Below are 26506 nucleotides of genomic sequence, written 5' to 3'. Positions count from 1 at the left end.
GGTCGTGCCGACTCACCAAGACCGCGACCAAGAGCAAGCGCCGCTGTGTCCGGTCCCGATCTCCCCTAGACAGTTCCATCGACTGCCGCGCGTGCTGCGCCGCTGGAATGGCGCTGTGCTACTGCACCGGCTCGGCCAGCCGTTGAAGCGCTGGCGTCTGGCGCTGGCCAACTGGCGCGCATCGAAGCCCTACCGACGCGATCCGGCGGTGCCCTTGTTGGCCGAGGCGCAGGGCTGCGTGGTGGCCGTCGGGGACTTCGACGGCAAGACGGGGCTGTGCCGGGCCGCGCACTACGAGGCAACCCGGTTGCGCCTTCACCATCCCGGCCTAGTGCTACTCAGCCTGTCGGCCCAGCATGCGGGCGCGCCGGCTGTCAGCGGCCGTGATTTGGGCGCGGTGTCGCGCCTTTATTTGCTGTGCCAGCCGAACCGCTACCGGCGCGCGTTGCGACTGTTCCGTCCCGAGCAGCTTGCCGCGGCCCACCGCACCGGTCTCTGGGCCTGGGAGAACGATGTCTTCCCGCGCGCCTGGCGCTTTGCGCTGCGCATCGTCGACGAGATCTGGACTCCCTCCGCCTTTTCGCAGGCCGCGATCCGCAGCGCCTCGACGTTGCCGGTGGCCGTGGTGCCGCATCACGTCACCGTCGACCCCACGATCCCGCCAGCAGACCGCGCGTCCTTCGAGGTGCCCGCCGACGCCTTCCTCGGCATCGCGATCATGGACATCAAGATGTGCCCGGAGCGCAAGAACCCCTGGGCGCATGTCGAAGCCTGGCAGAAGGCGTTCGGCGACAGCCCTGCGCATGTACTGCTCATCAAGATACGCTGTTCGTCGGCGACCCGCGTGGTCGAGTGCGAGTTGCGCGAGATGATCGGCGCGGCCGGCAACATCCGGTTGGTGCGGCAGGATTTCTCCGATGCCGAGCAGGTCGCGTTCCAGCGCATGGCCGACGTCTACCTGTCGCTGCACCGCGCCGAGGCCTATGGCCTGAACATCCGCGAGTTTCTGGAGATGGGCATACCCGTGGTCGCGACGCACTGGTCGGCCAACACCGAGTACGGCCCCGATTTCGCGCACTACCGCGGCGTGCGCGCCGGCCTGGTGCGCTACCGCGACTGGATGGGTCACTACCCCGACGCCAATTTCTCCTGGGCCGATGCCGACACCGACCACGCGGCGCGGCTGCTGCGCGCGGTGGCCGACGCCTCACGCTGAAGGCGACTGACCCGCCTCGATCGTCTGCCGCAACCGAGGCGCCGCGACATCGAGAAACCGGCGCATTTTGAGCGGCATGTGCCCGCGCGAGACATGCACGCGATGGACGGGGGCCGGTTCTGGTTCGTAGGCCTCCAGGATGATCCGAAGCGCGTTTTTTTTGATGGCGTCGACGGCCTGGTAATGCAGCAGGCGTGTCACGCCGACGGACAGGCTCGCTGCGTCGGCCGCTGCCTCCGTTGTCGTCACGGACAGGCGCGGCCGGATGGGCACGTCGATGGCCGCACCCGAGCGTGGGTTCCGGAAGCGCCAAGTCGGCGAGGGCAGGGGCGTGTCGACCGCCACGCACGCGAAGCGCAGCAGATCTGCCGGCGCCTGCGGCATGCCCTGCGCCGCGAGCAGCGCCGGGCTGGCGCAGGTCACCATCCGCATCGTGCCGACGGCGGTCGCCACCATCGAACTGTCCGGAAGCTGGCCGATGCGCACGGCCATGTCGACATGGTCGTCGACCAGATTCACATGGCGGTCCGACAGCACGAGCCGGACGTCGATCGCGGGAAAGGCCGCCAGGAAATCGGCCACGACGGGCAGCACGTGCAGGCGACCGAACATGATCGGCGCAGTCACGACCAGTTCGCCCTTGGGCTCGGTGAATTCGCCCGCGGCGGCGTGCTCGGCCTCCTCGACCTGTTCGAGGATGCGGCGGGCCGCAGCCACGTAGGCCACACCGGCGTCGGTCAGCGTGAGCTTGCGCGTGGTGCGGATCAGCGGCCGCGCGCCCAACTGCTTCTCCAACTCCGAGAGCTTGCGGCTGAGCGTGGCCAGCGGGACCTTCCGCGCACGCGCGGCGCCCGACAGGCTGCCCGTATCGGTGACCGACACCAGCATCGACATGGCTTCCAGGCGGTCCATCGATCATCCTTCCGTATTTCGGTAGAGAGATTCCCTGAATCGACGGATTATCGAATCGAATGGAACAGTCCAAGATCGGTCCATCACCGATTGGAGGCTCACATGGCTTACGGTTTCATGGACATCGCATCGACACCCAGCGTGCGGGCGGCGCAGGCGTCGATGGGCGCCGATCACCTGTGGCAGGACTTCAAGGGGCACCGCGACTTCGACCGCTTCACCGACAACGAGGCCGCCTTCATCGCCGAGCGCGACAGCTTCTACCTGGCCACGGTGTCGGAAACGGGATGGCCCTACGTTCAACACCGCGGTGGCCCACGCGGCTTTCTCAAGGTGGTCGACGACCGGACGCTGGCCTTCGCCGACTACCGCGGCAATCGCCAGTACATCAGCACGGGCAACCTCGCGGTGAACCAGCGTGCGAGCCTGTTCCTGATGGACTACGCGCACCGCGCGCGCCTGAAGATCTACGCGCACATCGACACCGTCGCGCTGGATGCCGACCCGGCCCTCACCGCGTTGGTCACGGTGCCCGGCTACAAGGCCAAGCTCGAGCGCATCTTCCGCGTGCGGCTGGAGGCCTTTGACTGGAACTGCCCGCAGCACATCACGCCGCGCTTTACGGAGGACGAGGTGACCGAGGCGGTTCGCCCCCTTCGCGACAGGGTGGAGGCGCTGCAGGCGGAGGTTGATGCGCTGCGTGCGCGGCCGTGAGGAGAAATCCGGCCAGATCGAGTTCAGGCTGGCTCGCCGCATCGATGGTCCCGCGCGGGCCCTCGACGCGCGGTCGACGGACCCAACCGGCGAAGGCCGACGCTTCGATGAACCGGGCGCAACCTCAGCACTCAAGAAGAAATTCAAGGTCGCCGAATCGAGGCGGCCGAGCTACACGTACCGACCCCGCAAATCCAAGGGGGGAAGCGCCGTGGTCAGCGGACGCCGCAGGCGGTCCGATGGGGCAACCTAATAGGCACTTGCTTCATGCTTGACCTCCCGCAGCTGACAAAAAGTTCGATATGCGAGGCCGCCGAACAAGGCGAAGAGAACGACAAGCCGCGACAGATCTCCAAACTTCACTCCATGCTCGATCATCGATTGCGTGAGGAGAATCGGAAGCAGCGGAGACAACGCCAGCAGAACGAGAACTGGAACGTGCGCATGTGGGGGATCAAACATTAGCGAGAGAAGCATCGTCGCAAAGCATGCTAGTAGGTACCACAGTACAAGTTGATGCTGGTTTTCATGATGCCTAACGTTGAAGCTGAGCCGCGAGCGGCGGCCTGCCGACGCGAGTCGGCTCGAGCGAAAGGTTAGGCCTCAAATGCACGGCGATAGTCCCTTGGATCAATCAGCAAGATCTTGCTGAACCGGTTGGGAAGTCTGGGCATGACTTCGGCCCTGAACGTGGGTCGATCCTCTGGATCCATTGAGTAGTCAATGTGATCGGCCAAGACGAGCCACCACTCAAGATACTTCGAGCGATAGGGCTCAATCTTTCTTTCCTTCTCCGCGATGCAGAGGCGAAGGTTTCTTTCAATCTCGCCCATGACCCAACCGCCCGAGTCATCATCGCTGCTAGCACCAAGCAGGAAGAACGAGCCATGGTCTTTACCGGATCGAAGAAGATCAAGGCTCAGATTCGGTGTCACGCGGATGCTTGTTCGTTCACGCACGGGCTGAGCCTGGAATCTTCGAAGGTGCGTTTCCACCAGTGGGCGCAGCTTCTTCCACTCTTCGAGCGGCCGCCGGAAGTCGAGTCCAACGTACCAGCACTCACCGCTGAGTGATGGCCCCAGGGAAGGCAGATAGGTCTTGAACCTCTTCCACAGAGGTATGGCGAGTTGTTCAAGCCCCTGAGAAGATCCGTCCGCAAACTCAAAGTTCTGGTTCAGCCGGCGCACCTCAACAGCGATCCTTCCATCGATAGCAAAGTCGGGCGGGATATTGCCGTCGGGTTCGTATACGACATCGCCGATCCTAATGGATCGCAGGTATTGATCTGCAAGTCGTTCAGAGTCGTCCACTTGAGGCCTAACGCCCGCGGTAAGCCGCACCGGAGCGCGAAGCACCAAGGCAAGCGAAGCTTGTTGGTGTCGGCTTGACCAAACAGTTAGGCTGGTGAACGTAGGAACGATGTGATTACTGTGCGTCTCGCGCTATGCATCAACTTGATGGTGGTACACCAGCTTCTTTTCGAGCGCGTCGCGATAGATTTTTGCGCGCCCGACCAAGCCTATAGCCAGATTTCCGTCTGCTTGGAGAAATGATTCGCCTGGGTAAAGCGCTTCCGTTTGATTTTGTGTGAGGTCGTTCAGTTGTTGGCTAAGTTCATCTGCCAAGATCAGCGCTGCACCGATTGAATGCGGGCTAACCATGTAGTTTCCGTTTTTCATCGGAACGACGCGAAAGTCTGGAATGAAGGCAAGTTCATCGAGGCAGCGATGCGCATTGGCTTCGTTGTCATTCTCCGTCTTGATGAACAATACGGTGCCGTTCTCATAGATGCGGAAATTGCCTCTACTGCTGGCATAGAACAGCATGGCATCAATGAGCGCATTAGAGGACACGAGCGTAGACGGGCGCCACTTGATTTGCGGTTTTTCCATGGAGGAGCCTAACGCTGTTTTAACCTGCGTTTTGGGTGGCGCGAGCCTTGCTTTGCAAGGGTCGTGACGCCCAAATAAGTCAGGTTGAAAACTTTGTTAGGCATTTTTTCCTTCCAGAAATCCGTACTCCTGCAACGCATCAACCCATAGCAAGTGTTGGTTAATCTGAAGCGAACGGCAAACAATGTCTGCCATTTTTTTCTGATCAATTTGCTCTAAAGCGATGACTTTCAAAAAATCGTTTGAGTCGGACTTGTTCATCGAAATTGCTTTGTCGCCTACGTCGCAACAGCCATATCCGTCAAAGGAGATTCGTACTAGACTCACTCCAGTGGCCGAATGGTTGAAGTCGAGGAACACTGATCCATCGAGACATCCCAAATAGAAGTCAGCTGGGCGAGTTGGCGGCATTGAGGTTTTAAAGAACTCAAAGGTGTCCTTCACAAACTCACATCCTATCTTTCAGTCAATTCGACCAATTGCGTTTGTGTTCCTAAGAAACCAGTTTTGGATTCCGGGGTATGGACTTTTCAGAGTACGGTGGTTTTCAACGAACGCCCAAACCTTTTCCTTTCCAAACCTTTCGATCAGTACCGACAAACCGACGTTTTCTCGCAAGATTGCCAGAAGCATCCTCTTTTCATCATTTCTATTGTCGCCAGACGAGACAAGTTCAAACGCGGTTTCCTTGACAGTTCCATCGGAAAATTCCCTGCTCGCGGTTCTAACCGTATCATGCGGACCAAATTCAAATATTACTGATTGATCTTCATAGTCAAATTCGTCGTTCTCCAGAACCCGAATCACTCCCTCGCCAATCATATGACACTTGACAGGTATGTAGACTTCCGTGCCTTCAACAAAAGGCATCATTATTTCGGTTTCCACTGTTTCATTCATATTTTTTCTTCCATATTTGTCCGCGCCCGCAGGGTCTGCCTAACTTGGTTATAGGGAGACAGAATTGCTGCATAACCCCGCAGGGTGTCTCCGTAACACCGAGCCCGTCGACCGATCGGAACCCGCATGGAATCTGGCGTCACGCCGTCTTGACTGTTCATTCATACAGTACTAATCTGCCGGCAAAAGCGGCGCCTCCTTGTTGGTTCAAATTTGCCTTGCGAATGGCCGCATGGCAAGCCGGGAACGAGGGCGTTGCAGGGAGGGTGTGTGATAAACGTGATGGATTCCCCAAGCCTTGCAGCGTTGCGGCCGGAGCGACATGCGGTGCAGGCGCTGCCACCGCTGCAATCGCCGCGGCTGCTCGATCAGGTGCGCGAACGTATCCGGCTCTTGCACTACAGCCGCCGCACCGAGGAGGCCTACGTCCACTGGGTGCGTGCCTTCGTCCGCTTTCATGGCATCCGGCACCCGGCGGAAATGGGTGGCGCTGAGGTAGAGGCCTTCCTCGGTTGGCTTGCTACGGAGCGCAAGGTGTCTGCCTCGACGCACCGGCAGGCGCTGTCGGCGCTGGTGTTTCTCTATGCGAAGGTGCTGCAGCATCGCCTGCCCTGGCTTCAGGAGATCGGCAAGCCGCGGGTGCAACGCCGGTTGCCCGTGGTGCTGACGAAGGAAGAGCTGGCACCGGTGTTTCGTGCGCTCGATGGCGAGCACCGGTTGTTCGCACAGCTCCTTTACGGCACCGGGATGCGCATTTCCGAAGGCTTGCAGTTACGGGTCAAGGACATCGACTTCGCCCACCGCGCGGTGATCGTCCGAGAGGGCAAAGGGTGGCAAGGACCGCGTGCTGATGTTGCCGCAAAGCCTGGAACCCCAGTTGCATGAGCAATTGGCCAGGTCGCATGCACTGTGGTCGGCGGACCAGCGCGCGCACCGGGGCGGCGTGGAACTGCCACACGCGCTCGAGCGCAAGTACCCGCGCGCCGGCAGTGCCTGGGCGTGGTTCTGGGTGTTTCCGCAATCGGTGCACTCGGTCGATCCCCGCAGCGGCGTGGTGCGGCGGCACCACCTGTAAGACCAGACCTTCCAGCGCGCCTTCAAGCGTGCCGTGGCCGCCGCCGGCATCGCCAAGCCAGCGACGCCGCACACGCTGCGCCATGCCTTCGCCACGCATCTGCTGCAGGCCGGCTACGACATCCGCACGGTGCAGGATCTGCTCGGACATGCGGATGTGTCGACGACCATGTGCTCAAGATGGGCGGGGGCGCGGTGCGCAGCCCGCTGGATGCGATGGTTGTCGGGCGTTGAGGCTGCACGCGCGCCGCAGCCGTCCGCGCGTGCGCATCGAACCTACTTGTAGCTGCGCGCGTCCTCGATCACCTTGCCATCGTTCGGCAGCGCGCCGGGGGCCACGCGCACCACGTGGCAGCGCAGCTTGGTGGCCTCGCGCATGGCTTCGGCGATGCGGGGTTCGAGGGTCTCGTCGGCCGGCGTCTCGACGTGCAACGTCATGCGGTCGTCGGCCATCTCGCCTTCGACCACCAGGCGAGCGCGCAGCACGGCCGGGAAGCGCTTGATCACTGCGGCGACCTGGCCCGGGTGCACGAACATGCCGCGCACCTTCGTCGTCTGGTCGGCACGGCCCAGCCAGCCCTTGATGCGGGTGTTGGTGCGGCCGGTCGGGCAGGGGCCCGGCAGCACGGCGGAGAGGTCGCCGGTGCCGAAGCGCACCAGCGGGTAGTCGCGGTTGAAGGTGGTCACGACGACCTCGCCGACCTCGCCGTCGGGCACAGGGTCGCCGGTGCCGGGGCGCACGATCTCCAGCAGCATGCCTTCGTCGAGCACCAGACCTTCGCGCGCGCTGGTTTCGTAGGCGATCAGGCCCAGGTCGGCCGTCGCATAGCACTGTTTGCCGTCGATGCCGCGCTCGGCCAACCAGTCGCGCAGGCTCGGCGGAAAGGCCTCGCCCGAGAGCAGCGCGCGGGTCAGGCTGGGCAGCGCCACGTTCGTGGCCGCGGCCTTCTCCAGCAGGATGCGCAGGAAGCTCGGCGTGCCGACGTAGCCGTCCGGCTTGAGTTCGACCATGGCCTCGAGCTGCTGCTCGGTCTGCCCGGTGCCGCCGGGGAAGACGGTGCAGCCCAGGGCATGCGCGCCGCTCTCCAGGATCGAGCCTGCGGGGGTCAGGTGGTAGCTGAAGCTGTTGTGCAGCAGGTCGCCGGCGCGAAAGCCCGCGGCATGCAATGCGCGCGCGGTGCGCCAGTAGTCACGCGACGCGCCCTCGGGCTCGTAGATGGTGCCGGGGCTGGCGAACACGCGCAGCATGGCCGGGCCGCGCACCGTGGCGCTGAAGCCGCCGAAGGGGTCGCTCGCGCGCTGCTGCTTCTGGCGCTCCAGCAGTTCGGATTTGCGCGTGACCGGCAGGCGGGCCAGCGCTTCGCGGCTGGTGACGGCGGCGCAGTCGATGCCCGAGAGGATCTCCGCGAAGGCCGGTGCCGCCGTCTGCGCATGCACCAACTGCTTGGGCAGCGCCGCGAACAGATCGGCCTCGCGCTCGGCCGGGTCGCGCACTTCGAGCTTGTCGTAGAAGTCGTTCATGCCAGCCACCGCTTCCTGCGCTTGTAGCTCTTCACGTCGCGGAAGCTCTTGCGGTCGGCACCGCCGACGCCGAGGTAGAACTCCTTGACGTCCTCGTTCTCGCGCAGGCCCTTCGCCTCGCCGTCCATCACGACGCGGCCGTTCTCGAGGATGTAGCCGTAGTCGGCGAAGCGCAGCGCCATGTTGGTGTTCTGTTCGGCGAGCAGAAAGGTCACGCGCTCCTTCTCGTTCAGGTCCTTCACGATGGCGAAGACCTCCTCGACGATCTGCGGCGCCAGGCCCATCGATGGCTCGTCGAGCAGCACCATCGTCGGGTTGGCCATCAGCGCGCGACCGATGGCGCACATCTGCTGCTCGCCGCCCGAGGTGTACGCCGCCTGCGAGGTGCGACGCGTCTTGAGGCGCGGGAAATAGGCATACACCTTCTCCAGCGTCTCGGCGATGGCCGCCTTCCCGTCCTTGCGCGTGTAGGCGCCGGTCATCAGGTTGTCCTCGATGCTCAGGTGCGCGAAGCAGTGGCGGCCCTCCATCACCTGCACCAGGCCGCGCTGCACCAGCGCCGAGGGCGTGAGTGCCTCGATGCGTTCGCCGCGCAGCTCGATCGTGCCCTTGGTCACCGCGCCGCGCTCGCCCGCGAGCAGGTTGCTCACGGCGCGCAGCGTGGTCGTCTTGCCCGCGCCGTTGCCGCCGAGCAGCGCCACGATGCCGCCTTCGGGCACCGTGAGCGACACGCCCTTGAGCACCAGGATCACGTGGTTGTAGATGACCTCGATGCCGTTGACGTTGAGGAGGATGTTGGGTTCGCTCATGGTGGTGTCCGAAGCATGCGAAAGGCGCCGATGCGGCGAGCCTTTCGCATGCCGGCTCTCGCGAGCCGGCACGGAAGAGGCCGATCAGCAGGTGCGCGGCTTGATGTTCTTGTCCTTCGCGTACTTCGCGGCGTACTCCTTCACCAGCGGGTCGATGAAGCTCTTGTCAGACTGGTACCAGTCGGACTTGATCTCCCACTTGCCGCCGTCCCACTGGACGATGCGCGCCCAGTCGTCACCCATGTGGTTGGCGCACGAGGTCTTCACCGGCCGCATGATTTCGCCGAAGCCCAGCGCCTTGAGCTTGTCGACCGTGAGGTTCAGGTTCTCGAAGCCCCAGCGCACCTGCTCGGGCGTGAGCGCCTTGCCCTTGCCGTACTTCTCCTGCGCAGCGCGGATCGCTTCCACCTGCAGCATCGAGATCATCATCCCGCGGGTGTGGGCCAGCGAGCCGATGCTGTCCGCCGGCCCTGTCCCCTGGCCCTTGTCGTACACCGCCTTCTTGAGCTCGTCGTGGACCTTGTCCTTGGCCGCGCTGTTGTGGATGGTGATGGCGTTGTAGCCCTTGGCGCCGGCGCCGATGTCTTTCACGTCGTGGTCCGAGCCGGCCCACCAGATCGCGTAGATCTTCTCGCGCGGATAGCCGCTGGCCTGCGCCTCGCGGATGCCGGCGGGCGTCATCACGCCGGCTGACCAGAACAGCACGTAGTCGGGCTTCTGCTGGCGGATCTGCAGCCACACCGACTTCTGTTCCACGCCGGGCGGCGTGACCGGGAACATCGACAGCTCGAAGCCCTGCGCGGCGGCACGCTTCTGCAGCAGCGCGATGGGCTCCTTGCCGTACGGCGAGTCGTGGTAGACCAGCGCGATCTTCTTGCCCTTGAGGTTGCCTTTTTCCTTCTTGGCGATGTCCTGCATCATCACGTCGGCGGCGGTCCAGTAAGTGCCCAGCAGCGGGAAGTTCCACTCGAATACCGTGCCGTCGGCCGACTGCGACAGGCCGTAGCCGGGCGTCTCCACCGGGATCTTGTCGACGATGGCCTTGTCGCTCACCGCGAAGGTAACGCCGGTCGATTGCGTGTCGAAGCCCGAAGCGCCCGTGCCCTTGGCTTTCAGCCGCTCATAGCACTCCACGCCCTTGGCTGCGTCGTAGGCGAATTCGCATTCCTCGAAGGTCAGCTTGACGCCGTTGACGCCGCCGTCGCGTGCGTTCACCAGCTTCAGGTAGTCCTGCTTGCCGTCGGCCCATGGGATGCCCAGCGGGGCGAACTGGCCGGTGCGATAGACCAGCAGCGGCACGAACTGCTCGGCCGGCTGGGCCTGCGCGAGCGTGCCCGCGACGACGATCGAAAGCCCCGCGGCGGCGAGTGCCGCGGTGCGTGCGAGTTTCCTGAATTGCATGGCTTGTCTCCTTGTAATGAGCACGGTGTGTGCGGGAACTAAATCAGTGAGGGAAGGGCCACAGCCGCAGCTTCTGCCGCGCCGTCGACCACAGCCGTGCCAGGCCGTGCGGCTCGACGATGAGGAAGAACACGATCAGTGCGCCGAAGATCATGTGTTCCAGGTGCGATGCGGTGGCCGTCGAGATTGGCAGGCCCAGCCAGTGCGGCACGTAGTTCAGCAAGAGCGGCAGCAGCACGATGAAGGCCGCGCCGAAGAAACAGCCAGCGATGGAGCCCAGCCCGCCGATGATGATCATGAACAGCAGCTGGAACGACTTCTCGATGCCGAAGGCCGCCGGCTCCCACGCACCCAGGTGCACGAAGCCCCACAGCGCGCCGGCCACGCCGACGATGAAGCTGCTGACCGCGAAGGCCGTGAGCTTGGCGTACACCGGGCGGATGCCGATCACGGCGGCCGCCACGTCCATGTCACGCATCGCCATCCACTCGCGGCCGATGGCGCCGCGCACCAGGTTCTTCGCCAGCATGCCGAACACCACCACGAAGCACAGGCACAGCAGGTATTTTTGCACCGGCGTGCTGAACTCGTAGCCGAGCATCTCCAGCGAACGCACGCCCACCGAGCCCGAGGGCGAATCGTTGGTCACCCACTTCACGCGGTTGGTGAACCAGTCGATGAAGAACTGCGCGGCCAGCGTCGCCACCGCCAGGTACAGCCCGCGGATGCGCAGGCTCGGGATGCCGAAGACCACGCCCAGCGCCATCGCCGCCACCCCGCCGCCGAGGATCGACAGCACCAGCGGCATGCCGTCGATGCGCACCTGCAGGTTGTAGGCCGCGTAGGCGCCCACCGCCATGAAGGCGCCGGTGCCCAGCGAGATCTGCCCGCAGTAGCCCACCAGGATGTTCAGGCCGATGGCCGCCAGCGACAGGATGAGGAAGGGGATGAGCACCGCGCGGAAGGCGTAGTCGCTCACCAGCATCGGTACCGCGACGAAGCAGATCGCCATCAGCGCGAGCATCGCCCAGCGATCCTGCGCGATCGGGAACAGCGCCAGGTCCGCGCGGTAGCTGCTCTTGAATTGACCGTTTTCTCTGTAGAACATGGTGTCGCTTCTTCAGACGCGGTCGATGATCTTGTCGCCGAACAGGCCCTGGGGCCGAATCAGCAGCACGGCGAGGGCGAGCACATAGGCGAACCAGTTCTCGATGCCGCCGCCCACGTACGGGCCGAGGTAGATCTCCGACAGCTTCTCGCCCACGCCGATGATCAAACCGCCCAGGATCGCGCCCGGCACCGAGGTGAGCCCGCCGAGGATCACGACTGGAAAGGCTTTGAGCGCCACCAGCGAGATCGAGTACTGCACACCCAGCTTGCTGCCCCAGATGATCCCGGCGACCAGTGCGACGAGCCCGCCCACCGACCACACGATGACCCAGATGCGCCCAAGCGGAATGCCGATCGATTGCGCCGCTTGGTGATCGTCGGCCACCGCCCGCAGTGCCCGGCCGGTGCGCGTCTTCTGGAAGAAGAGGGTGAGCAACGCGACCAGTGCCGCCGCCGCCACCGCCGCGTAGAGGTCTTCCTTGTTGAGCAGCAGGCCGCCCTCGAAGACGTTCTCCAGCACCAGCATCGGGTCCTTCGGCATGCCGATGTCGATCTTGTAGGTGGCACTGCCGAAGATCAGCTGGCCGCCGCCGTCGAGCACGTTGGCAATGCCCAGCGTCGCCATCAGCAGCGTGATGCCTTCCTGGTTGACCAGCCGCCGCAGCGCGAAGCGCTCGACCGCCCAGGCCACCGCCACCATGCACAGCGCGGCGGCGACGAAGCCGAGCACGTTCGCCAACAGCTTGTTGTCGAAATGGAACCACTGCGGGAACCATTCCGAGAAGCGCGCCATCGCCAGCGCCGCGAACAGCACCATCGCGCCCTGCGCGAAGTTGAAGACGCCGGAGGCCTTGAAGATCAGCACGAAGCCGAGCGCGACCAGCGCGTACAGCATGCCAACCATCAGGCCGCCGAAGAGGGTTTCAAGGAAAAAGCCCATCAATGCTCCACGCCCAGATAGGCCTTGATCACGTCTTCGTTGTTGCGCACTTCGTCGGGCGTGCCGTCGCCGATCTTCTTGCCGTAGTCGAGCACCACCACGCGGTCGGAGATGTCCATCACCACGCCCATGTCGTGCTCGATCAGCACGATGGTCGTGCCGAACTCGTCGTTCACATCGAGGATGAAGCGGCTCATGTCCTGCTTCTCTTCGACGTTCATGCCGGCCATCGGCTCGTCGAGCAGCAGCACCTGCGGCTCCATCGCCAGTGCGCGGCCGAGGTCGACGCGCTTCTGCAGGCCGTAGGGCAACTGGCCGACCGGCGTCTTGCGAAAGGCCTGGATCTCGAGGAAGTCGATGATGCGTTCGACGAACTCGCGCTGCTGCAGCTCCTCGCGCTCGGCCGAGCCCCAGCCGAAGGGGTTACGGAAAGCCTGCGCGAGCAGGCCGCTCTTCATCTGCAGGTTGCGGCCCGTCATGATGTTGTCGAGCGCGCTCATGCCCTTGAAGAGCGCCAGGTTCTGGAAGGTGCGCGCCACGCCCATCTGCGCGACCTGCCGCGAGTTCATGTGCTTGAAGACCTGGCCGCGGAAGGTGATGGAGCCCTGCTGCGGCTGGTACACGCCGTTGATGCAGTTGAGCATCGAGCTCTTGCCCGCGCCGTTGGGGCCGATGATGGCGCGCACCTCGTGCTCGCGCACGTCGAAGCTGATGTCCGTCAGTGCCTTCACGCCGCCGAAGCTCAAGCTGATGTTCTGGATGTCGAGGACGATAGGCCGCGGCTCCGAGCCTGCTTGTGCAGGCTTGGACGGCCTGTCGAAGGATGGCCTCTGGCCATCCGTCATCGCCCTGATTTTTTCTGCGCTCATGCCGCCGCCTTCACTGCCGGGTAGCGCTTCGCATCGACGATCGGCAGCGTCGCGCTGACCGAGCCGGTGCGGCCGTCCTCGAACTTCACCTGCGTCTCGATGAACTGCTCGGCACGGCCGTCGTACAGCGCATCGACCAGCACTGCGTACTTCTGGGCGACGAAGCCACGCCGCACCTTGCGCGTGCGGGTCATCTCGTCGTCGTCGGGGTCGAGCTCCTTGTGCAGCACCAGGAAGCGCGCGATCTGCGTGTCGGCCATGCCGACTTCGGCGGCCAGGTCGGCGTTCACTTTCTGCACGCAGTCGGCGATCAGCGTCAGCACTTCGGGCTTGCTGGCCAGGTCGACGTAGCCGCCGTAGGCCAGCCCGCGCCGCTCGGCCCAGTTGCCGACCGCTTCGTAGTCGATGTTGATGAAGGCGCAGACCTGGTCGCGCGCATCGCCGAAGCACACGGCTTCCTTGATCTGCGGGAAGAACTTCAGCTTGTTCTCGATGTAGTTGGGCGCGAACATCGCGCCGCCGTGCAGGCGGCCCACGTCCTTCGCGCGGTCGATGATGCGCAGGTGCCCTTCGCTGTCGAGCACGCCGGCGTCGCCGGTGTGGAAGTAGCCGTCGGCATCGAGCACCTCGGCCGTGGCGTCGGGGCGCTTGTAGTACTCCTTGAGCACCGACACGCCGCGCACCAGCACCTCGCCGTTGTCGGCGATGCGCAGTTCCATGCCCGGCGCCGCGGTGCCGACGGTCTGCAGCTTGACCTTGCCGTCCTGCTGCAGGCAGACATAGGCGCAGGTCTCGGTCTGGCCATAGAACTGCTTGAGGTTGACGCCGATCGAGCGGTAGAAGCGGAACAGGTCCGGCCCGATGGCCGCGCCCGCCGTGTAGGCCACGCGGATGCGGCTCATGCCCAGCACGTTGCGCAGCGGCCCGTAGATGAACAGGTTGCCCAGCGCGTACTTGAAGCGGTCGAGGGCGCTCACCGGCGCGCCGTTGAGGATGTCGGCACCGACGCGTTGGGCCAGCGCCATGCACTTCGCATACAGCCAGCGCTTGGGCGCAGCGGCGTCTTCCATGCGGATCGACACGGCCGTCAGCAAGCCTTCGAAGGTGCGGGGCGGGCCGAAGTAGTAGCTCGGGCCGATCTCGCGCATGTCGTTCATCACCGTCGCGGCCGACTCGGGGCAGTTGAGCGTGAAGCCGCCGACCAGCCACTGCGCCACCGAGAACAGATGGTCGCCCACCCACGCCATCGGCAGGTAGCTCATGATGTTGTCGCCCGGCCCGAGCTTGTCGGTGACCACGCCGCCATGGCCTGCCGCGATGAAGCTCGCATGCGTCTGGCACACGCCCTTGGGCCGGCCGGTGGTGCCCGAGGTGTAGAGGATCACGCCGACATCGGTGCTCACGCCGCTGGCCACGGCGGCGTCGTAAAAGCCACGGTTCTCGACCTCGAAGGCGCGACCGCGTTCGCGCAGTTGCTCGAAGCTCATCAGCCCCGGCTGCGTGTAGTGGCGCAGGCCGCGCGGGTCGTCGTAGATGATGTGGCGGATGGCGTGCGCCTCGCCCTGTGCCTGCTGCAACTCGCGGCATTCGAGCAGCTTGTCGACCTGTTCCTGGTCTTCGGCGATCACGAATTCGATCGATGCGTCATTCAGCATGAAGACCATCTCGGCCGCGACCGCGTCCTGATACAGCGGCACCGGCACGCCGCGCAGGCTCTGCGCCGCGATCACCGCCATGTACAGGTGCGGCCGGTTGGCACCGACGATGGCCAGGTTGTCGAAGGGCTTGAAGCCCAGGCTCGCCAGGCCACAGGCCATCTCGCGCACGGCCTGTGCCGTGTCGGCCCAGGTCCAGGTCTGCCAGATGCCGAGGTCTTTTTCGCGCACCGCCGGCGCGTCGGGCTGCTGCGTCGCGTGGGCGAGCAGCAGGCGAGGGAAGGTGTCGGCGGCAGGGGGGACCGGTGTGCGAGTGTTCACGATGGGCGGACTGTAGGCCTCGCTTTGACGCCAAGTTGTCGTTCCAACGACAATCCTAGGGTCACCACTCCCCCGGACTTTCCCGATGGTTCATGCCGACCGCGGGCGCAATGCCATCCGTGACCGCGCGCGTGCCGCGCGGCCGGACGAACTGCGCAACATCCCCTGGCTCGACGCCCTGAGTGCCACCGAGCGCCGCCGTACCGAGGCCGCGCTGGTGGTCGGCGAGGCGGAGCCGGGCGACCTGGTCTGCCGCATCGGCGGTTCGCCGACCTACTGGTTCGGCGTGGTCGAAGGCCTGCTCAAGATGAGCAACGACAACGCCGACGGCACCTCGATGACCTACAGCGGCCTGCCGCCCGGCGGCTGGTTCGGCGAGGGCACGGCGATGAAGCGCGAGCCCTACCGCTACAACATCCAGGCGCTGCGCCGCAGCGTAGTGGCCGGCCTGCCGATCGACGACTTCCACTGGCTGCTCGACCATTCCATCGGCTTCAACCGCTTCGTGATGAACCAGCTCAACGAGCGGCTCGGCCAGTTCATTGCGGCACGCGAAGCCGACCGGCAGAACAACCCCGACGTGCGCGTGGCGCGCAATCTGGCCGCCTTGTTCAACCCGGTGCTGTTCCCGGGCGTGGGCGAGCTGCTGCGCATCACGCAACAGGAGCTGGCCTACCTGATCGGCCTGTCGCGCCAGCGCGTGAACGAGGCGCTGCGCACGCTCGAGGCACAGGGCATGATCCAGGTCGAGTACGGCGGTCTCCGTGTACTCGACCTCGCGGCGCTGCGATGCAGCGCCATCGCACCGAATTCGACGTCCATTCCCCTGTCTTCCCTGCACCGGAAATCAACACCATGAGCATCCAGCAACGCACCACGCACCTTACCCTCCTCACCGGCGCCTCCCGTGGCATGGGCCGCGCCATGGCAGAGCAACTGCTCGACGCCGGCCACACGCTCGTGTGCATCTCGCGCAAGACCGACGACGCGCTGGCCGCGAAGGCGAAGGCCAGCGGCGCCACGCTGCTGCAATGGTCCTTCGACCTGGCCGCACCCGAGGCCGCCGCCGAGCGCATCGCGGGTTGGCTCGCCGAGCAGGACGCCCAAGCCTTCGACAGTGTCACGCTGATCAACAACGCGGGCACCGTGGGGCGACTCGGCCCGCTGGAGAAGGCCGAGGCCGCCGACCTCGTGCAGTCGCTGCGCATCGGCCTCGAGGCGCCGCTGCTGCTCACGGCCGCCTTCCTGCGCGCCACGGCGCAATGGCGCGGCGTGCGCAAGGTGCTCAACATTTCGTCGGGCCTGGGCCGCAACGCGATGGCCAGCCAGGCGCCGTACTGCGCGGCCAAGGCCGGCATGGACCACTTCTCGCGCGCCGTCGCGCTGGAAGAAGCGCTGCGCCCCAACGGCGCGAAGATCGTGTCGCTGGCGCCCGGCGTGATCGACACCGACATGCAGATCGCCATGCGCGGCACCGACGCGGCGCTGTTCCCCGACCGCGGCCGCTTCGAGAAGCTCAAGGCCGACGGCCTGCTCGACTCGCCCGCCACGGCCGCCGGCAAGGTGCTGGCCTACCTGGCCCGCGCGGACTTCGGCAGCAAGCCGACCGCCGACGTGCGCGACCCCGCCTGAGCACGCGCCATGGCCACCGCCCAAGCCATCACCACGGGGGAGTACAAGCTCTTTCCCAACCCGCGCAACCTTCATCGGGTGGTGTTCGCACACCAGGTGTTCGTGCCCTACCCGTACATGTTCATCGAGATGGAGAGCTACTACCTGAAGGGCCGCTACAGCCTGTTCGCGGCCCACCGTATCGCGGACAACAAGGCCGGCCAGCTCGCCACCTTCGAGGACGCGGGGGACGAGGCCAAGTTCAAGGCGAAGTTCGTGCCCGATTGACCTTCGCCCGCCAAGGGCCGCCAAGGCCGCCATAAAGCCCGGTTCGAGGCCCTGTGGCCTCATCCTTCTTTCTCTCCATCGCCTTCCGGAATCCACATGCCTTCGTCCTCTCCTCGCCGCTTCGCACCTCTTGCTCTGTCGCTCTGCGCGCTCGCCGTGTCCTGCGCGGCGGTCGGCCAGGAATGGAAACCCGGCGCGCCCGGCGTGTGGGGCCTGGGCATCGGCGCCGGCGTCGAGCGCCAGCCCTACACCGGCATCGACAACAACAAGCGCCTGCTGCCGCTGCTGACCTACGACAGCGAATACTTTCGCTTCGCCGGCCTGACCGCCGACTGGAAGTTCGCCAGGACCGAACGCTTCGCCTTCGCGCTGCGTGGCAAGTACGCGCTCGGCGACGGCTACGAGGCCGACGACGCGCCCGTCCTTGCCGGCATGGACAAGCGCAAGGCCGGCTTCTGGGTCGGCGGCGCGGCCACCTGGAACGCCGATGTCGCCAAGCTGTCGCTCGAGCTGCTGGGCGACGTGTCGGGCCACAGCAAGGGCACGCAGGCCAGGCTCGGCATCGAACGTAGCTTCACGTCCGGCCGCTTCGTCTTCACGCCGCGCGCTTCGGTGCTGTGGGCCGACAAGCAATACGTCGACTACTACTACGGCGTGACCGGCGCCGAAGCCACGGCGTCACGCGCCGCGTACGAGGGCAAGTCGACGGTCAATGTCCAGGCCGGGCTGCGGACCGCGTATGTGCTGGACCCACGCCAGTCGCTCTTCCTCGATGTCAGCGCCACGGCGCTCGGCAAGGAGATCAAGGACAGCCCGCTGGTCGACAAGAAGACTGTGCCGGCCGTCGCCATCGGCTATCTCTACCGCTTCTGAGCACCGCGGTTCGCCGACCGCGACCGCTCGCCGTGCGCCTGCTGATTCTTGGGCTATAATCGTGGGCTGCAAATGCGGGATTAGCTCAGTTGGTAGAGCGATACCTTGCCAAGGTATAGGTCGAGAGTTCGAGTCTCTTATCCCGCTCCACATTCGACAACGAAAAGGCCACCTCACCCGGTGGCCTTTTTCGTTGGCCGGACCTTTCCAGTTCCCGCGCTGTCAGGCGATCAGCCGCAGCGCCGACTCCCACGCCATCTGCGCATGCTCCAGTCCTTCCTCGCGGTTGAACTGGTCGGCGGTGCGTTCGCGCACGGCCACGGGCGGGTAGATGATCTTCTGCCCGCCGCTCAGCGCCCGGGTCTGCGCCTGGCAGGCGCGTTCCAGAAAATAGATGTTGAGAAAGGCTTCGGCAATGGTGCGGCCGGCCGCCAGCAGGCCGTGGTTGCGCAGGATCATCGCGCGGTGTTCCCCCAGGCTCGCGACCAGGCGGTCGCGCTCGTCCAGGTCGAGCGCGATGCCTTCGTAGTCGTGGTACGCGAGGTGGCCGTAGAACTTCAACGCGTGCTGCGAGATGGGCAGCAGGCCTTCCTCCTGGCACGACACCGCGATGCCGTCGGCCGTGTGCGTGTGGATCACGCAGGCCAGGTCGTGGCGCGCCATGTGCACGGCCGAGTGGATGGTGAAGCCGGCGGCGTTGACGCGCTCGCTCGTGTCCTTGGCCTCGACCGCCGCACCGGTCGGGTCGATCTTCACCAGGTCTTCCGGCCGCATCTCGTGGAACAGCACGCCGTAGCGGTTGATGAGGAAGTGGTCGGGTGTGCCCGGGATGCGCGCACTGATGTGCGTGTCGATCAGGTCGGTCATCCGGAAGTGGGCGACCAGGCGGTAGAGCGACGCGAGGTCGCGGCGGGTCTGGAGTTCGGCGTCGGTGAGGGTGGGCATGTCGGATGGCTCTGAGTGTTGTTCTGGTGGTGTTCTGCGGGCGGCAAGGGCTCAGGCGTGTTCCTGCAGCCAGCGTACCGTGTCGTCGAAGGCGATGCCTGCCACGTCGGCGACCGAGACGGCTTCGAGGAAGCTGTGGACCGTGCCTTGGTAGACCTTTGCGTCGACATCGACGCCGGCGGCCTTCATCGCGTCGACCATCTCGATCTGACCGTCGTACAGCGGGTCGCATTCCGCAATGACCAGGAAGGCCGGCGGGATGTCGTGCAGGTCGGCGTCCAGCAGGTTCATGCGCGGGTCGGTGTAGTCGGCCTTGCGGCCCAGGTAGTTCCGGTAGAACCACACCATCATGTGCAGCGACAGGCCGTAGTCGCCCGCGCCGTAGCGCACCACCGAGTCCTGGTACAGGTCGGTGCTGCAGCCCGCGTAGTTGAGCACCATGCCGCGGATCGGGCTGTGGCCGACATCGCGAAAGTGCATCGCGGTGCACAGCGACAGGTTGCCGCCGGCCGAGTCGCCACCGATGAAGAACTGCTGCGGGTCGAAGCCGATGTCGGCTGCGTTGGCGATGAGCCAGCCCACCGTGTCGATGCACTCCTCGATCGGCTGCGGGAACTTGGCTTCGGGCGCGCGCGTGTAATTGATGCCGATCACCACGATGCCGGCACGCTCGGCGTACTCGCGCATCAGCCGGTCGTGCGTGTCGATGCTGAAGAGCACGAAGCCGCCACCGTGGATGTAGAAGAAGGCGCCCGGCATGCGGCGTTCCTTCGGCACATAGGTGCGGATCAGCACGTCGCCGTGGCGCGTGGGCACACGCTGCTCCGTCGTGCGTGCCATCACCGGGCCGCCGGCCGCCCAGGGCGCGCGCACCTGCTCCGCGATGGCGCGGCCCTCGGCGATCGACACCGTGTCGCGACGTGGGAACTTCGACGCGTCCGCACTCATGCGCCGCACGAAGAGCTGAATCTGCGGGTCGAGCGGCGCCGGTTTGGCGCCCTGGGTCGATGCGGCGAAGGCGGGGTCGAGCTGGTTCATGGCGATGGGTATGACGAGTGAAGATTCCGGGGCGTCAAGGCGCATGCAGCAAATGCCAGGGACACCGCGGAACTGGCCTCGCCAGGCCGCTGGTGTCGCCCCCTTGAGGGGGAGGCGCCGAAGGCGCTTCGGGGGTGTTTCATCAATACCCGCGCGCCATGTCGACTTGATTGAAGTACGGCGCGCCTTCGTGCATCTGCGCGATGTTGCGCACCACCTGTTGCACCACCACGTCGTAGGTCGCCATGGTTGCCATGTGCGGCGTGACGACCAGGCCCGGCGTGGTCCACAACGGGTGGTCGGCGGGCAGCGGTTCCTGCTCGAACACGTCGACGATGGCGCCGCGCAACTGGCCGCTGCCGAGCGCCGCGACCAGGTCGTCCTCGACCAGGTGCTCGCCGCGGCCGCAGTGGATCAGCGCCGCGCCCTTGGGCAGCGCCGAGAAGGTGCGCTCGCCGAGGATGCCGCGTGTCTGCGCCGTCAGCGGCAGCAGGCACACCAGCACGTCGGTCTGCGCGAGGAAGGCGTCGTAGCCCGCATCGCCGCTGAACATCGTCACACCGGGAATGTCGCGGGGCGTGCGTGCCCAGCCGCTCACCGGGTAGCCCAGCAAGGGCAGGCGCCGGGCGATGTGGCCGCCGAGTTCGCCCATGCCCATCAGCCCGATGCGGCAGGCCGAGGCCGGCGTCTGCCGCGGGCGCTTCCATTCGTGGATGCGCTGGCTGGCCATCGCCTGGTCGAGCTTGCGGTGGAAGTGCAGCACGCCCCACAACACGAACTGCAGCATGCCTTCGGCGAGCATCGGGTCGACCACGCGGCAGACCGGCAACGCGCTCACGTCCTGCCCGGCGACCACGTTGTCGACGCCGGCCGCGATGCTGTGCACCAGGCGCAGCCGGGGCATCTTCGCGTACACGCCGGGCGGGGCGTTCCAGCAGACGGCGACCTCCGCGTCGAGGCAGCGCGGATCGGGCCAGGTCGCCACGTCGAGCGATGGGTTGGCGGCGGTCAGCATGGGGCGCAGGAAGTCGAGGTTGGCGGATTGGCTGAGGAGGGCGACGAGGGTCATGAAGGAGCAAGAAGATGCTGTGCCAGCGTGTGGTCTGCGGGCGGGGTGGTCGGATCGGGGTATTTTGTCCGCACCTGCCACGCGACGGACTTCCGTGGCCCCCATCAGGCCGCGATGCGGTGCTCGAAAAAATCCAGCCCCGGCATCGCACCCAGCAACTGGCGGGTGTAGTCATGCTGCGGGTTGCTGAAGAGCTGGGCCGGCGCGCCGCGCTCGACGATGCGGCCCTTCTGCATGACGACCACCGAATTCGAGATCTCCGCCGCCACCCGCAGGTCGTGCGTGATGAACATCATGGTGAGCCCGAACTCGGTCTTCAACTCGGCGAGCAAGGCCAGCACCTGCGCCTGCACCGACACGTCGAGCGCCGACACCGCCTCGTCGGCGATCAGCAGCCGCGGCTTCAGGGCGAGCGCCCGCGCGATCGAGATGCGCTGGCGCTGCCCGCCGGAGAACTCGTGCGGAAAGCGGTCGACCGCCGCCGCGCTCAGCCCCACGCGATCGAGCAGGGCGGCGGCGATCTTCAGCGCTTCGGCGCGCGGCATGCCGAAGATGATCGGCCCGCGGGCGATGGCCTCGCCGACCTTCTGGCGCGGGTTCAGGGAAGCGAACGGGTCCTGGAAGATGATCTGCACCTGGCGCCGGTACTCGCGCACTTCGGCCACGCTGTGCCCCACCGGCTTGCCTGCGAACAGGATGCTGCCGCTGTCGGGCTCGATCAGCCGCATCACCATGCGCCCGAGCGTGGACTTGCCGGAACCCGACTCGCCCACCACCGACACCGTCTCGCCCTCGGTGATGGTCAAGTCGATGCTGTCGGCCGCGACCACGGTGCGCGGCGGGGTGAAGAGGCCCGATCGGGTCACGAAGGTTTTGTTCAACCCTTCGATCGCGAGCAGTGGCTGTGCATCGACCGCGCCGCGTGCGGTGGCGCGGGCCTTGCGGCCGGGCACGGCCTCGATGAGCGCGCGCGTGTAGGCGTGCTGCGGGTGGCGCAGCACCTCGTCGCGCGTGCCCTGCTCGACCACGATGCCGTGCTGCATGACGACCACGCGGTCGGCGATGTCCGCCACCACGCCGAAGTCGTGGGTGATGAAGAGCACGCCCATCTGGCGTTGCGCCTGCAGCGACTGGATCAGGTCGAGGATCTGGCGCTGCGTGGTCACGTCGAGCGCCGTAGTCGGCTCGTCGGCCAGTAGCAGGCGTGGGTTGTTCAACAGCGCCATCGCGATCATCACGCGCTGGCGCTGGCCGCCCGAGAGCTGGAACGGGTAGCTGCGCACGATCTGTTTGGGCGACGGCAGGCCGACCGCATCGATGATCGCCACGACGCGCTCGTCGATCTCGCCGCGCGAGACGCCGGCGTCGTTGTGCAGCTGCAGCGCTTCGGCCACCTGAACGCCCACGCGCTGCAGCGGATTGAGCGCGCTCATCGGTTCCTGGAACACCATCGAGATGCGCTCGCCGCGCCACTGCCGCATGGCTTGCGCGTCGAGGCGGGTGAGGTCGGTGCCCATCATCTCGATACGGCTCATGCGGTCGATCGACACGCGCGGCGGCAGCAGGCCGAGGATGGCGTGCGCCGTCATCGACTTGCCCGAGCCGGACTCGCCGACCAGGCAGACGATCTCGTTCTCGCCGATGTCCAGCGACAGCCGGTCGACCGCGTAGTTGCGATCGCCCGAAGTCGGCAGCACGACCGACAGGTTCTGGATCGAGAGCAGCGGTGTGGATGCTGTCATTGGCGGGAGATCCGTGGGTTGAGCACGTCGTTGAGGCCTTCGCCGACGAGGTTGATGGCCAGCACGGTCAGGAGGATCGCGACGCCCGGGAAGACGCTCATCCACCAGGCCGTGCGGATCATGGTGCGGGCCGCGCCGATCATGAAGCCCCAGCTCATCAGGTTCGGGTCGCCCAGGCCCATGAAGCTCAGCGCGCTCTCGATCAGGATCGCGGTGGCGATGGCCAGCGAGCCGGTCACGATGATCGGCGACAGTGCGTTCGGCAGGATGTGCCGCACGATCAGCGCCAGCGCCGACTCGCCCTGACAGCGCGCCGCCTGCACGAACTCGCGCTCCTTCAGCGCCAGGAACTCGCCGCGCGTGAGCCGCGCGACCTGCGGCCAGCTCACCACCGCGATCGCGATGACGATGGTGCGGATCGACGGCGTCAGGATGGCGACCAGCAGGATCGCCAGCAGGAAGGCGGGAATGGTCTGGAACAGCTCGGTGAAGCGCATCAGCAGCTCGCCGATGCGCCCGCCGAGGTAGCCCGACAGCGCGCCCACCACCACGCCGATCAGCAGCGCGACCAGCGTCGAGACCACGCCGATCATCAGCGACACGCGCGTGCCGTGCGCGATGCCCGCGGCGATGTCGCGGCCCAGGCTGTCGCTGCCCAGCAGCATGCCGTCGGTGCGCGGCGGCGTGAAGGGCGCGGCCACGGTGTCCCAGGGGTTGCCGGGGTAGAGCAGCGGCGCGGTGATGGCGAGCGCGATCACCGCGAGCAGGATCGCCAGGCCGAGCATGCCGCTCGGGTGGCGCAGAAAAGATCGGGCCATGTCTTTCATGTCATGCGGCCTTGATGCGCGGATCGACCAGGCGGTAGATGAAGTCCGTGATCCAGTTGAAGAAGATCACCAGCACCGACAGCACCAGGAACACGCCCAGCATCACCTGGTAGTCGCGCTGCAGCACCGCTTCGTAGGTCAGGCGACCCAGGCCCGGCCAGGCGAACACCGTCTCGATCACGACCGAGCCGCCGATCAGCGTGCCGGCCTGCACGCCGGCCATGGTGACGACCGGCAGCAGCGCGTTGCGCAGCATGTGGCGCCAGAGGATGCGGCTCTCGGAGGCGCCCTTGGCGCGCGCGGTCTTGACGTAGTCCTGGTGGCTCACCTCGATGATCGACGAGCGCATGAGCCGCGCGTAGATGGCGAGGTACAGCAGGCCCAGCGTGACGCCGGGCAACACGAGGTACTGGGCCTTGTCGAGCACCGCGGCCAGGCCGGTCAGGCTGGTGCCCACCGTGCCGTAGCCGAAGGCGGGCAGCCATCCGAGCTGCACCGAAAAGAGCAGCACCAGCATCAACCCCATCCAGAACACCGGCGTGGCGTAGACCACCAGCGACAGCAGCGTGATGAGGGTGTCGGACAACCGGCCCGCGCGCACGCCGGCCAGGCTGCCCAGCACGATGCCGCCCGCCAGCGAGACGACGAAGGCGGTGAGGGTCAGCAGCAGCGTGGCCGGCAGGCGCTCGAGGATCACGTCGAGCACCGGCCGCTGCTGCCGGTAGGAAAAGCCGAGGTCGAGCGTGACCACCTTGCCGAGGTAGGTGCCCAGCTGCGTGACCAGGGGCTTGTCCAGCCCGTACTCGGACCGCACGCGGGCGATGAAGGCCTCGTCGGTCGCGCCGGACTGCCCGGCGATGACGAGCGCGGGGTCACCCGGCGCAGCGCGCACCAGCATGAAGTTGAAGATGGCGATCAGGATCACCACCAACACCATCTTGCCGACACGCGTGCCCAGCGCGCCCGCGACGGACAGCCACTTCAGCGTCATGCCTTGAAGTGCACCGCGTCGAAACTCTCGTGGATGCCGATGGCCGTCGTCACCAGGTCCTGGATGCGCTTGTCGTAGATGGTGGGGAACTCCATCTCGCACAGCCACGCGATCGGTACGTCTTCCACCAGGATCTTCTGCATCTCGCTGTAAAGCGGTTGGCGCTTGGCGTCGGTGACTTCGTTCTCGGCTGCGAGGGCCAGCCGGTCGACTTCGGGGTTGCTGTAGCCGCCGGTGTTGGTGAACAGCAGCTTGCGGATGTTGGTCGACACGTAGTTGCGCGTCACGCCCAGGGCCGGGTCGCCGAACTGGTAGAGCCAGCTGAGCGTGATGTCGTAGTCCCAGTTGGCCACGCGCTGCGCCCACCCGCCCGGGTCGCTGGTCTCCAGGGTGAGCGCGATGCCCACTTTCGACAGGCACTGGCGCACGTACTCGCAGGCGCGGGCCGGCATCTCGCCATACGGCGACACCAGCAGACGCAGCTTGGTGCGAACGCCTGCGCCGTCGGCCTTCAGGCCCATCTCGTCGAGCAGGGCATTGGCCTTGGCGAGCGAGAAGTCGTACTTCTTGACGTTGGGTTCGTAGAACTTGGTCTTCGAGTTGATCGGCCCGGTCGCGACCTTGCCGAAGCCGTAGAGGATCTTGTCCTTGATGAAGTTGCGGTCGATCGCATGCATGATCGCCTGCCGGAAGCGCTTGTCGTCCAGCGGCTTCACGCGGTTGTTCAGCTCCAGCCACATGATGGGCGCGAAGTACTCGTAACCCTTGGTGGTCATCGCGAGGTTGCTGCTCTTGCCCAGGCGCTGCGCGTCGAAGAGCTCGAGGTCGGTCCACTGCGTCATCTGCACCGTGCCGTTTTCCAGGGCGAGGGCGCGCGAGGCGCCGTCGGGCACGATGCGGTAGATGATCGCGTCCAGGTAGGGCTTGCCCTTCTTGAAGTAGTCGTCGTTCCGCACCAGGTGAATGTGCGAGCCGCGCACCCATTCCTTGAACTTGTAGGGGCCCGAGCCGACCGGCTTGAGGTTGGCCGGGTTCTTGACGATGTCGGTGCCCGCGTAGATGTGCTTGGGCATCACCGGCAGGTTCGACACGTCGAAGGCGCCCATGAAGGGTCCGAACGGCGCCTTGAGCTTGAACACTACCGTGTGCGCGTCGGGCGCGGTGATCGATTCGCAGTGGCCGAACACGGCCTTGGCGCGTGGGTGCGTGGTCGGCAGGAATTCCTTGACCGTGTAGAGCACGTCCTCGGACGTGAGCGGCTTGCCGTCGTGCCACTTGGCCTCGGGCTCGAGGTTGAAGGTGTAGGTCAGGCCGTCGGGCGACACGGTCCAGCTCTTCGCCAGGCTGGGCATGGGCTTGAGGTCGAAGCCGTAGGTCAGCAGGCCGAGGAACATCTTGCCCGACACCGTCTGCGTCGGCGTCTGCTGGTTCACCGCGATGTTGAGCATCGGCGGCTCGGGCTGCAGGATCGAATTGAGCGTGCCCCCGCGCGTCTGGCCATGTGCCTTGGTGATGCCCAGAGGAATCTCCACCAGGCCCATGGCACTGGCGGCAAGCAAAAACTTGTGGAACTCGCGTTTCTTCATGAGGGGTCCTCGGAGAGAAGGGTGGGGCCGCCGCAGGGGCAGCGCGGTGTGCGCGTCGAAAGGCGAATTCAGTGTAGGGACGGGTCGGCGCGCCGATTGCACGGTTCGAGCCGAGTTCTGTTTCGCACGGGCCATCGTGGCGATGGCTTGACCTTTTCGCTGGCGCGATCCGGCGGTGCTTGATCTCGTGTGGCGCATTTCT

26 protein-coding genes, 1 tRNA gene and 1 pseudogene are annotated in these 26506 nt (G+C 65.6%); 9 read left to right on the top strand and 19 right to left on the bottom strand.

All coding sequences use genetic code 11. The features are described 5' to 3' along the window. Positions 1 to 4: 4 nt before the first annotated feature. Positions 5 to 1216, top strand: coding sequence for a glycosyltransferase (locus tag ACSFA0_RS21565; RefSeq protein ID WP_435452334.1), 1212 nt, complete (start codon positions 5 to 7; stop codon positions 1214 to 1216). Here ACSFA0_RS21565 and ACSFA0_RS21560 read toward each other — a convergent pair. Continuing rightward, entirely contained in the window at positions 1208 to 2128 is a 921-nt protein-coding gene (locus ACSFA0_RS21560) for a LysR family transcriptional regulator (protein WP_435452333.1), read from the bottom strand. The genes ACSFA0_RS21565 and ACSFA0_RS21560 overlap by 9 nt on opposite strands. A 102-nt stretch (positions 2129 to 2230) precedes the next feature. Between ACSFA0_RS21560 and ACSFA0_RS21555 the strand changes: the two genes are divergently transcribed. Beyond that, on the top strand, positions 2231 to 2842 hold the full coding sequence (locus tag ACSFA0_RS21555; RefSeq protein WP_435452332.1) for a pyridoxamine 5'-phosphate oxidase family protein: 612 nt from the start codon (positions 2231 to 2233) through the stop codon (positions 2840 to 2842). Positions 2843 to 3109: 267 nt separating this feature from the next. After that, complete coding sequence (locus tag ACSFA0_RS21550; protein WP_435452331.1) at positions 3110 to 3307, top strand: hypothetical protein; 198 nt, start codon at positions 3110 to 3112, stop codon at positions 3305 to 3307. A 131-nt stretch (positions 3308 to 3438) separates the two neighbouring features. Here the strand turns inward: ACSFA0_RS21550 and ACSFA0_RS21545 are convergent, their stop codons facing one another. From ACSFA0_RS21545 to ACSFA0_RS21530, 4 genes are all read right to left on the bottom strand, one after another. After that, positions 3439 to 4152, bottom strand: a complete 714-nt coding sequence (locus tag ACSFA0_RS21545; protein ID WP_435452330.1) for a hypothetical protein — start codon at positions 4150 to 4152, stop codon at positions 3439 to 3441. A gap of 132 nt (positions 4153 to 4284) precedes the next feature. Beyond that, the gene (locus ACSFA0_RS21540; RefSeq protein ID WP_435452329.1) at positions 4285 to 4734 is read right to left on the bottom strand and encodes a hypothetical protein; all 450 of its coding nucleotides are present in this window, start codon (positions 4732 to 4734) and stop codon (positions 4285 to 4287) included. A 96-nt stretch (positions 4735 to 4830) separates the two neighbouring features. Continuing rightward, positions 4831 to 5178 (bottom strand): hypothetical protein, encoded by a 348-nt coding sequence (locus tag ACSFA0_RS21535; protein WP_435452328.1) that lies wholly within the window; start codon positions 5176 to 5178, stop codon positions 4831 to 4833. A gap of 18 nt (positions 5179 to 5196) precedes the next feature. Continuing rightward, a complete protein-coding gene (locus ACSFA0_RS21530; RefSeq protein WP_435452327.1) occupies positions 5197 to 5634 on the bottom strand; it encodes a hypothetical protein in 438 nt (145 codons plus the stop codon). A 282-nt stretch (positions 5635 to 5916) separates the two neighbouring features. Here ACSFA0_RS21530 and ACSFA0_RS21525 point away from each other — a divergent pair. After that, a pseudogene (locus ACSFA0_RS21525) lies at positions 5917 to 6942 on the top strand (integron integrase). Between the two features lie 42 nt (positions 6943 to 6984). Here the strand turns inward: ACSFA0_RS21525 and ACSFA0_RS21520 are convergent. From ACSFA0_RS21520 to ACSFA0_RS21490, 7 genes are all read right to left on the bottom strand, one after another. Next, positions 6985 to 8229 (bottom strand): phenylacetate--CoA ligase family protein, encoded by a 1245-nt coding sequence (locus ACSFA0_RS21520; RefSeq protein ID WP_435452326.1) that lies wholly within the window; start codon positions 8227 to 8229, stop codon positions 6985 to 6987. Next, complete coding sequence (locus tag ACSFA0_RS21515; RefSeq protein ID WP_435452325.1) at positions 8226 to 9038, bottom strand: ABC transporter ATP-binding protein; 813 nt, start codon at positions 9036 to 9038, stop codon at positions 8226 to 8228. Before ACSFA0_RS21515 ends, ACSFA0_RS21520 begins: the two co-directional genes overlap by 4 nt. Positions 9039 to 9122: 84 nt before the next feature. Beyond that, a complete protein-coding gene (locus ACSFA0_RS21510; RefSeq protein ID WP_435452324.1) occupies positions 9123 to 10439 on the bottom strand; it encodes an ABC transporter substrate-binding protein in 1317 nt (438 codons plus the stop codon). A 43-nt stretch (positions 10440 to 10482) separates the two neighbouring features. After that, positions 10483 to 11547: a branched-chain amino acid ABC transporter permease gene (locus tag ACSFA0_RS21505; protein WP_286646943.1), complete on the bottom strand. Its 1065-nt coding sequence runs from the start codon at positions 11545 to 11547 to the stop codon at positions 10483 to 10485. A 12-nt stretch (positions 11548 to 11559) separates the two neighbouring features. Next, entirely contained in the window at positions 11560 to 12489 is a 930-nt protein-coding gene (locus ACSFA0_RS21500; protein ID WP_435452323.1) for a branched-chain amino acid ABC transporter permease, read from the bottom strand. Beyond that, a complete protein-coding gene (locus ACSFA0_RS21495) occupies positions 12489 to 13358 on the bottom strand; it encodes an ABC transporter ATP-binding protein (RefSeq protein ID WP_435452322.1) in 870 nt (289 codons plus the stop codon). The genes ACSFA0_RS21500 and ACSFA0_RS21495 overlap by 1 nt, the downstream gene beginning before the upstream one ends. Next, entirely contained in the window at positions 13355 to 15334 is a 1980-nt protein-coding gene (locus ACSFA0_RS21490; RefSeq protein WP_435452321.1) for an AMP-dependent synthetase/ligase, read from the bottom strand. The genes ACSFA0_RS21495 and ACSFA0_RS21490 overlap by 4 nt, the downstream gene beginning before the upstream one ends. An 85-nt stretch (positions 15335 to 15419) precedes the next feature. Between ACSFA0_RS21490 and ACSFA0_RS21485 the strand changes: the two genes are divergently transcribed. The 5 genes from ACSFA0_RS21485 (at position 15420) to ACSFA0_RS21465 (ending at position 18256) form a co-directional block, all read left to right on the top strand. After that, positions 15420 to 16193 (top strand): Crp/Fnr family transcriptional regulator, encoded by a 774-nt coding sequence (locus ACSFA0_RS21485; protein WP_435452320.1) that lies wholly within the window; start codon positions 15420 to 15422, stop codon positions 16191 to 16193. Continuing rightward, a complete protein-coding gene (locus tag ACSFA0_RS21480; RefSeq protein ID WP_435452319.1) occupies positions 16190 to 16966 on the top strand; it encodes an SDR family NAD(P)-dependent oxidoreductase in 777 nt (258 codons plus the stop codon). The genes ACSFA0_RS21485 and ACSFA0_RS21480 overlap by 4 nt, the downstream gene beginning before the upstream one ends. A 9-nt stretch (positions 16967 to 16975) precedes the next feature. Then, a complete protein-coding gene (locus tag ACSFA0_RS21475) occupies positions 16976 to 17233 on the top strand; it encodes a hypothetical protein (protein ID WP_435452318.1) in 258 nt (85 codons plus the stop codon). Between the two features lie 96 nt (positions 17234 to 17329). Then, positions 17330 to 18106, top strand: coding sequence for a MipA/OmpV family protein (locus ACSFA0_RS21470; RefSeq protein WP_435452317.1), 777 nt, complete (start codon positions 17330 to 17332; stop codon positions 18104 to 18106). Positions 18107 to 18180: 74 nt separating this feature from the next. Then, a tRNA-Gly gene (locus ACSFA0_RS21465) sits at positions 18181 to 18256 on the top strand. Between the two features lie 72 nt (positions 18257 to 18328). Here ACSFA0_RS21465 and ACSFA0_RS21460 read toward each other — a convergent pair. From ACSFA0_RS21460 to ACSFA0_RS21430, 7 genes are all read right to left on the bottom strand, one after another. Next, positions 18329 to 19051 (bottom strand): class II aldolase/adducin family protein, encoded by a 723-nt coding sequence (locus tag ACSFA0_RS21460; protein WP_435452316.1) that lies wholly within the window; start codon positions 19049 to 19051, stop codon positions 18329 to 18331. Positions 19052 to 19102: 51 nt separating this feature from the next. Then, entirely contained in the window at positions 19103 to 20089 is a 987-nt protein-coding gene (locus tag ACSFA0_RS21455; RefSeq protein ID WP_435452315.1) for an alpha/beta hydrolase, read from the bottom strand. Positions 20090 to 20231: 142 nt separating this feature from the next. Continuing rightward, the gene (locus tag ACSFA0_RS21450; RefSeq protein ID WP_435452314.1) at positions 20232 to 21158 is read right to left on the bottom strand and encodes a 2-hydroxyacid dehydrogenase; all 927 of its coding nucleotides are present in this window, start codon (positions 21156 to 21158) and stop codon (positions 20232 to 20234) included. Positions 21159 to 21262: 104 nt separating this feature from the next. After that, positions 21263 to 22900, bottom strand: coding sequence for an ABC transporter ATP-binding protein (locus tag ACSFA0_RS21445; protein ID WP_435452313.1), 1638 nt, complete (start codon positions 22898 to 22900; stop codon positions 21263 to 21265). Further along, entirely contained in the window at positions 22897 to 23727 is an 831-nt protein-coding gene (locus ACSFA0_RS21440; protein ID WP_435452312.1) for an ABC transporter permease, read from the bottom strand. Before ACSFA0_RS21440 ends, ACSFA0_RS21445 begins: the two co-directional genes overlap by 4 nt. Position 23728: 1 nt before the next feature. Continuing rightward, the gene (locus ACSFA0_RS21435) at positions 23729 to 24718 is read right to left on the bottom strand and encodes an ABC transporter permease (RefSeq protein ID WP_435452311.1); all 990 of its coding nucleotides are present in this window, start codon (positions 24716 to 24718) and stop codon (positions 23729 to 23731) included. Then, entirely contained in the window at positions 24715 to 26304 is a 1590-nt protein-coding gene (locus tag ACSFA0_RS21430) for an ABC transporter substrate-binding protein (RefSeq protein ID WP_435452310.1), read from the bottom strand. Before ACSFA0_RS21430 ends, ACSFA0_RS21435 begins: the two co-directional genes overlap by 4 nt. Positions 26305 to 26506: the final 202 nt, after the last annotated feature.

Origin of the sequence: Variovorax restrictus (assembly GCF_051216715.1) — a bacterium.
GTDB lineage: Bacteria > Pseudomonadota > Gammaproteobacteria > Burkholderiales > Burkholderiaceae_C > Variovorax.
This window is presented reverse-complemented; position numbering and strand designations above follow the sequence as displayed.